The sequence below is a fragment of the Sulfitobacter sp. HI0027 genome, from assembly GCF_001634775.1.
Classification (GTDB): domain Bacteria; phylum Pseudomonadota; class Alphaproteobacteria; order Rhodobacterales; family Rhodobacteraceae; genus Sulfitobacter.
In genome coordinates this window covers 1-7,438 of the sequence record NZ_LWER01000009.1, presented here as the reverse complement: position 1 = coordinate 7,438, position 7,438 = coordinate 1, and the positions used below count along the sequence as shown (strand labels likewise).

8 protein-coding genes are annotated in these 7,438 nt (G+C 57.2%); 5 read left to right on the top strand and 3 right to left on the bottom strand.

Annotated elements, in window-relative coordinates; translation table 11 throughout:
- The coding region (locus A3722_RS22945) for a DDE-type integrase/transposase/recombinase (RefSeq protein ID WP_236629146.1) at positions 1 to 300 on the top strand (300 nt) is incomplete at its 5' end.
- On the opposite strand, the gene A3722_RS00540 is transcribed toward A3722_RS22945, so the two are convergent.
- Positions 232 to 447: a hypothetical protein gene (locus A3722_RS00540; protein ID WP_067623429.1), complete on the bottom strand. Its 216-nt coding sequence runs from the start codon at positions 445 to 447 to the stop codon at positions 232 to 234. The two genes, A3722_RS22945 and A3722_RS00540, sit on opposite strands and share 69 nt — an antisense overlap.
- On the opposite strand from A3722_RS00540, the gene A3722_RS25225 reads away from it, so the two are divergent.
- On the top strand, positions 358 to 570 hold the full coding sequence (locus A3722_RS25225; protein WP_443068595.1) for a hypothetical protein: 213 nt from the start codon (positions 358 to 360) through the stop codon (positions 568 to 570). The two genes, A3722_RS00540 and A3722_RS25225, sit on opposite strands and share 90 nt — an antisense overlap.
- 510 nt (positions 571 to 1,080) lie before the next feature.
- Here the strand turns inward: A3722_RS25225 and A3722_RS00535 are convergent.
- Positions 1,081 to 1,419 carry a DUF736 domain-containing protein gene (locus A3722_RS00535; RefSeq protein WP_008335621.1) on the bottom strand — a complete coding sequence of 113 codons (339 nt, stop codon included), beginning with the start codon at positions 1,417 to 1,419 and terminating at the stop codon, positions 1,081 to 1,083.
- 957 nt (positions 1,420 to 2,376) lie between these two features.
- Here A3722_RS00535 and A3722_RS00530 point away from each other — a divergent pair.
- The 3 genes from A3722_RS00530 (at position 2,377) to A3722_RS00520 (ending at position 6,972) form a co-directional block, all read left to right on the top strand.
- Entirely contained in the window at positions 2,377 to 3,897 is a 1,521-nt protein-coding gene (locus A3722_RS00530; RefSeq protein ID WP_009827239.1) for a Fic family protein, read from the top strand.
- Positions 3,898 to 4,190: 293 nt separating this feature from the next.
- The gene (locus A3722_RS00525; protein WP_201721928.1) at positions 4,191 to 4,844 is read left to right on the top strand and encodes a hypothetical protein; all 654 of its coding nucleotides are present in this window, start codon (positions 4,191 to 4,193) and stop codon (positions 4,842 to 4,844) included.
- Entirely contained in the window at positions 4,837 to 6,972 is a 2,136-nt protein-coding gene (locus tag A3722_RS00520; protein ID WP_082849304.1) for a DEAD/DEAH box helicase, read from the top strand. The genes A3722_RS00525 and A3722_RS00520 overlap by 8 nt, the downstream gene beginning before the upstream one ends.
- A 56-nt stretch (positions 6,973 to 7,028) precedes the next feature.
- Here A3722_RS00520 and A3722_RS00515 read toward each other — a convergent pair.
- Positions 7,029 to 7,438: ATP-binding protein (locus A3722_RS00515; RefSeq protein WP_161488205.1), on the bottom strand; the 410-nt coding region annotated here is incomplete at its 5' end.

Below are 7,438 nucleotides of genomic sequence, written 5' to 3'. Positions count from 1 at the left end.
TTCCTTCTTGTGGCTTTGAACACCACGACCTTGGCACATTGCGATGCCGTTTGGGGAGGACGGCAACCACCCCATCTGAACAACCGGATCGAGGGCTCACATAGACCAACGCGACGGCGAGAGAAAATCATGGGGCGCTTCAAGTCCCAACGACAGGCGCAGAGATTCCTCGCGGCCCATGATCAGATAAACACCCTCTTCCGTCCCCGTCGCTATCGTCTCACCGCATCTTCATACCGCCACGCACGGGCTGACGCCTTCAGCCTGTGGAACGACTATGCGCTCCAGATGACCGCATAAGCGCTCACGCCACGCCCCCTTGCGCCCACGATCACCCAACTTGGCAATGCCCTCTGGATGGGCGTCTTCATCAAAGGCGGCGAGGTAGGCCTCGAAGGCCATGTCGGCTTGCATTTCGGCGAGGTCGATGGATTGTTCGAGTGTCATGATATGATCCTTTCCGTTGATCGTCGTTGGACGGATCGTGGAAAAGACCGGGGGCATGAGAGCGGGCTGCACCCGGCACGGGGCGGAATGAAATGGAGCACGACAGGGGCAGGTTTGTTGTGAGCGATGCCCCGCAGCGCTCAAGGCGTCAGCCGCCCAGAAACCTGCCCCCGGCGTTGCCGACCGCTCGACCCCGGGCTAGCGATCTGAAAGGCCAACAGGTCGACGGAAAGGCGCGCGGCGGTGGCCCTGACGTGATACTTCGTCCCCCGGACACATGACGTTGATCTGCGGCTACACCCACGCGGCACAGGGTGAGTTCGCCGCCCCTGGCAGCTTCGCCAAGACGACCCAGGCGCGGATTGCTCGACCGGCGGAAGGGGAGCGCTTGTCTCGCCCAGCGGGCCGCCAGTTCTTCCTGCGGACATTCGGTTCCGACTCGGGTTCGCGCGATGCACGTTGTCACTGAACAGAAAGATCAAAGCCGCATCTGCGACCTATCCAGCTTCCTACCCGCCACGGCGACGTCGTCCGGAATATGCCGCAACCTTCAGACACGGGTTTCGGACCCGAACCATTGTCGTTTCTTGAAACGAGAAAAAGCCAGACCGCCGGAGCGGTCTGGCTGTTGGCTTAGGCGGCGTCCTTTGGCCCCCAGGGGATGACGGCCTGCAGGGACAGATCGTCCTGGTTCGCGGCCTTGCCGAGGTTGGCGTTGAAGCCGTGGTCGCGAATGGTCAGCGTGTAGTAGTCGGCGCCGGTCTCCTTGTTCTGTTTCTTCCAGATGCCGCCGCACTCGACCAGCTTGCCGCGCGGGGAGCGGCCGAGGACGCGGTGCGTGGGGGCCATCGGGTTCGCGCTTGCGACGGGTTCGACCGTGATGTCGAGGTCGAAGGTCAGGGTCGAGATGGAGCCGACCCCCTTGGCGGTTTCGATGTCGGCGCTGGTGAATTTGATGCAGTTCGTGGTCATTGCTCTTCTCCTTGTTTGCGTTGCAATGATGGTCACCTTGCAGCTGGCCAAGGCCCGGCCACACCGCAGGCGGAGCGCAGCGGAGAGGGGCAGGCGCCGGTCTTTTTGCTCCGCGAGGAATGGCCCGCAGGGGCAAGGGAAAAAGATCGGCGACAACCTTTGTGGACGGGGCGACAGCTGCGACCAGCATGTCATGCAACTCAGACAAAAGGAGAAGAGCGGTGGCGGCGAAGGAAGGTAGGGGAACGGCCGAGGGAGGCGCTGCAGGGCGGGCGATGTCTTCTCTGTCCTCTTGCCCCGATCCGAATCCCGACCAGTCAGAGCTTTGCTGTCCCTGCCTCACGTGCCACGACGGCTGGTTTCCGTGGCAACCCGATGTGTGTTGTCTTGAAGCGCAGCATGGAGAACGTCGAAGCTTCGACAACCTGTTCGGATCACCGGGATTTCGAACTGACCCTCTACGGCAACCCGATAGCTTGGGTTTGCACAGCACGACCATCACCGGCCTTCTGCCAGCTTCGGTCAATGCAATCCGGCGGTCGTCGGACATCGTTTGCGACCCATGATCGCGGCGCGGAGCTGCGTGTCCGGCAAAGCGAGGACCAACAGCGGCCGAGACGCGAGGTACGTGATCACTGATGTCACACGCCCGCCCCAGCGACCGTTACCGAATGGCCGAGATGAAGCGTTACCACGACCGTGCGACGGCTGGTCGGGCTGGCTCCGGAGGAGACGGCGCGGCCAGCGGCACGTCGCAGGGAGAGGCGGCGTTTCAGCTCGGGGAGGGCGGCTGCGCGCAGCCGACCGAGTAGGGCGCGGTCCTGACCAAAGGGCAGGAGGGGCCAATAACACTAAAACCTAAGATTTGCGCATCACAAAACCCTAAAGATCGTTCGACACATACACCTAAATCATGTACGACGCTAAAACCTAAATCTCGAACGGAGCCGAATAATTATGCCGAGTGCCGCAGAGAAGCTTGCAAGCTCCTTGGAAGAGCTCGAGACACTACAGTCTGGTGGTTCGATTGCCATTCGCTCCAAAGACATGTCACGCACTCACCGCGAACGGCTGCTGAAGGCAGGCTTCCTGAAGGAAGTCATGAAGGGCTGGTACATCCCATCACGCCCCGATGAAAACGCCGGTGAGAGCACAGCATGGTACACATCGTTTTGGGGATTCTGCGCACAATACCTGTCAGATCGGTTTGGCACTGACTGGTCTCTGTCTCCTGAACAGTCCCTCATCATACATGCTGGAAACACGACAGTTCCTGCTCAGCTATTGGTAAGAGCGGTCAAGGGCGGAAACTCTAAGACCGATCTGCCCCACAACACGTCGCTTTTTGAGACGCGCGCAACGATCGCGTCAGATGAGGCGCTCGAAATCGTCGACAATTTACGCCTATTCTCCGTCGAGGATGCCCTAATCCTCGTTCCCGAGGTCTTCTTCCAAAACCATCCGACAGAAGCGCGCACTGTGCTTGCTATGATGCCAGATGCCTCACGGCTGCTTGGCAAGCTGTTGGACGGGGGGCACACGCGAGCGGCCGGCAGGCTTGCTGGTGCTTTTAGAAGCATCGGGTCCGAAAAGGTCGCAGACGAAATCCTTGCGGCGATGAAAGCCGCTTCGCATGACGTTCGCGAGATCAACCCCTTTGAGCAGTCGATTCTTGTGCCAAACGCCGGGCGGATCACCTCGCCCCACGTGCATCGCATCCGCTTGAAGTGGGAGAGCATGCGCGACGATGTTATTGATCTCTTTCCAAAGGCCCAACCCATCACCAATGACATCGACGCCTATCTCAAGCAGATCGACGAAATCTATGTCACGGATGCGTATCATTCGCTCTCCATTGAGGGCTATCGTGTCTCGCCGGAACTGATTGACAAAGTGCGTTCGGGGACCTGGAACCCAGAAACAGATGAGCAAGACCGAGCGCTGAAAGACGCCCTTGCAGCGCGTGGATATTGGGAAGCATTTCAGAGAGTGAAGGAAAGCATTCGGGCAGTTCTGGAAGGTGCTGACGCGGGTGAGGTTGTTGAGCGCGATCTGAGTGATTGGTATCGCAACCTATTCGCACCGTCTGTCACAGCGGGCATCCTGAAGGCCTCTCAACTTGCAGGCTACCGATCGTCCCCTGTGTACATTCGGCAATCCCAGCATGTCCCAATGAGTCCTGAGGCAGTTCGAGACTGCATGCCGGTCTTCTTCGACCTACTCAAGGCGGAAGATGACCCGACTGTTCGGATCGTCCTTGGACATTTCATCTTCGTATTTATCCATCCGTTCCTGGACGGGAACGGTCGAATAGCGCGCTTTCTGATGAACGTCATGATGGCCGCTGCCGGGCAACCATGGACAGTCATCAAGCTCGAACAGCGCGCGGCTTACATGGCCGCTTTAGAGACAGCGAGCGTGAGGGAAGATATTCGACCGTTTGCAGCTTTTCTGGCCGAGACAAGGGCAGCGCAATGACAAATAAATATGTTCTGGTCATGGGAAGCGCCAATGACGCCGAACGCCAGCCATTCAAGTTCTACATTTGAGCGAGTCCGACGATGAGAAACACTCATTCTGCAGCTACCGTTAAGACGCCAAGCCTGATCGACATCGCTGAGTTGCGCGTCTAGCTCATGCCAGTAACCCTAACCCCAATACGGCAGAAAGATTGTTGGTCGGGCTCCACTTGGACGATTGAGGACGAGGACCAGCTTGCTGAGCTCCTGGCCCGCGTCGCAATAGGTCAGTCGCGAACAGTGGAGCGCATATTGCGCGCCACAGGCGATTTGCCCGCGCGCTATCCCAAAGGCGGTTTCGAAGGTGCGCGAAAGCTTTTGACCGTCGGCACTGGCGACAAGACCTACCATCGGGATGGTTGGGTTTTTCAGGTCATTGCGTGGATCGCCGCTCACCGTTTCGACGATGAGGCTCTCATACGGGCTCCACAGATGATTAAAGCGGACAAAGGGTTGGATGGCCTCATTATTGAGTTCGACAGCGACGGCATTGCCCATGTTGTCATCTGCGAAGAGAAGGCGACCAAGAACCCTCGGAACCAAGTTAAATCAAAGGTCTGGCCGGAGTTTGAGCAGTTTGAAACAGGCGGACGAGACAACGAACTCATTGCGTCGGTAACTTCGCTACTTGAGGTATCCAGAGACCCAGACCCCGACGGGACTGTTGCCGATATTCTATGGAATGAAAAACGGGCATACCGCGTGGCGGTGACCGTTGGTGGCAAATATGCATCGGCAAAGGGACGCAAGGGCTTGTTCAAAGGGTATGAGAAGTCTGTACTGGGTGACGTAGCACGCCGGCGCGCCGAAACCTTAGTTTTGGAAGACGTTCGCGACTGGATAGATTGTGTAGCGGAGAAAGCGCTCGTCAAGATCGACAGTGCCGAGGCGGCAGCCAATGTATGATCCCGCAACGTCCGAACTCATCAGGTCCACCCCAGACTTGCCCGACCTGGACCGCGAAGGTTTGCCTGACCGACTTGCACGTGCTTTCGCCGAGATCGTATCGGCAAGGGTACTGCTTCGCGAGAGTGAAAATGGGGAAGAGCTTCTCGAGGACACAATTCGATTTGCACGCCGGTTGGCGCAGACCAATGAAGCATTGGTAGCCATTAATCCCGATAGAGAAAACCGGGCAGCGGCAGGCTTTGTTGCCGCAACGGCTTATCAGTTGGTTCATCAAGCGATCGCTCTACGGGACTCGGACCAGCCAGTTTCATTTGTATCGCCGAATACGATCAGTCCGGATGTTTCGGCAATGCTCCTGTTCTTGGTAGCCGGGGCATCGGCTGATGCTGCTGAGGTGGCAGACTCTATCCGCATCCCGAGCGGCGATTGGCTGCAGTCGGAACTGATTCTTCACTTGATCATGCTCGCAAAAGGACAAGTTGGTCGTATTCGGAATCGAAAGCGACCGCCCCAAGACCGACTCGTCTCGGGTACCGGTGGCGAGCGAGCCAATGCAGCGCTCTACTATCGACTCTTGCGAGGTGTGCGAGCCTTGGCCTTCGTGCTGCAAGGGCGTCGAGTGAGGGGGATGGTCGATCCAATTGCAGTCTTCTCTGAAGTAAAGTCGCTCGCCGCCGGCGCATCAGATCTGGAGGATACATTCCCCGAAGGTGCAATCGCTGTCTTTCCCGGACCGTTCCATTTGGCCAGTCTCTTGATCGCTGCAGGCTCCGCCCTGATGGAAAGCGCCGTCGTTAACCTACCGCCTCCGGATGGCGTACCTGAGGATCGTTGGACCGAGGCCATGAAAACGGTTGCCGAGACGCGCCCGTATCTGTGGCGTAATCACAAGGACGCCGTCGCCCAAGGGTACCTCAAGATTGGCACATCTGCTGCGATAGGGTTCCCCACTGGAGCCGGGAAGTCGACGACCGCACAACTCAAAATTCATGCAACTTTGTTATCCGGGCGCAAGGCGGTATTCCTAGCTCCTACGCACGCTCTCGTTGATCAGACAGCACGGGACCTGCGCGGTGCATTTCCGCGGGCAACCGTTCGCGGTGAACGTATGGACGAATTCGGGTTTTCTGGGGATAGCGACGAGTTGCCGGACGTCATGGTGATGACTCCAGAAGCCTGTCTCCTTACCAGTCATATGGAACCAGAGCGGTTTGATGACGTCGGTCTTTTGATCTTCGATGAATGTCATCTGATGCATCCGAGCACTGACGGAGACCGGAGAGCAATCGACGCGATGCTATGCATCTTGGGGTTTACCCGCGTTGTACCGGACGCCGATATCGTCCTGATGTCGGCTATGATGAAGAACACATATGAACTGAGCGGTTGGCTGGCGGAGCTGACAGGTAGAAACTCTCTTGCTCTCGACAATGCATGGAAACCAACCCGGCAACTAAGGGGATGCGTCGTTTACGATGAAAAGAGACTTGCTGACCTGCGAAAACTCTTGCGGAATGCTCGCGCAAAAAGCTCCACTGCGGGGGTTCCTGCTGCGGTAAAGCGCAAGCTGACGGCAAAACCAAACGCGTTCTTCAGCGTGAAGCAGACATGGGCGTCACAGGTTCGCCGCGACTATGCTCTTGTACCACTCTTGAACGAAACACTTCAGCTTTCGACAAACAAGTTCTGGAAAGTGACGCCCAACTCCGGTGTCGTTGCATCTTCAGTCGCTGCTGCAGCCGCTGGAGCAGGGCTACGAACTCTCGTCTTTTCTCAATCCATACCGAATGCCTTTTCTATATCAGAAAAGGCCGGGGCAGCGCTTGATGAATGTAGTGTCGAACTGACTGAAACTGAGCAGCGTCTGTATGAGATTTCCGTCGATGAAATGGGTGGTGCTGATCAGCTGTACTTGACTCTTGTGGGCGGAAAATTGGCATCCCAGGCTGCGACGCACCATGGACAATTGCTTCCTGAGGAACGCCAGCTAGTGGAGGCGCTGTATAAGCGAAAGGGGGCGTTGGCCGTGCTCGCAGCGACCCCGACGCTCGGTCAAGGTATGAACTTGCCTGCCGATTTGGTCATCATAGCAGAAGACAGCCAATTCGATGTTGATTGTCACTGAGAACTGACCCGGTATTTTCACCGAGATTTGACCCACCCTCAGTTATGCGTCGTGGTCTATGATGCGGTCAATGTTTTGGCCTCCTTTGCAGTTTTCTTTGCTGCCTCAGAACTGACCTTGAAGCGGTAGCTGTCGTTTCCGGTTTCGAGGATGTGGCAGCGGTGGGTAAGCCGATCCAAGAGAGCGGTGGTCATCTTTGCATCCCCGAAGACCTGCGCCCATTCTGAGAAGCTAAGGTTGGTGGTGATGATCACACTGGTGCGCTCATAGAGCTTACTGAGCAGATGGAAGAGCAGCGCCCCGCCAGATGAACTGAACGGCAGGTAGCCGAGTTCGTCCAAAATGACCAAGTCGACCTTCGTCAGCGTCTCAGCCAGTTTCCCTGCCTTTCCAAGCGCCTTCTCCTGTTCCAACGCATTGACCAATTCTACGGTCGAGAAGAAGCGGACCTTGCGCCTGTGGTGCT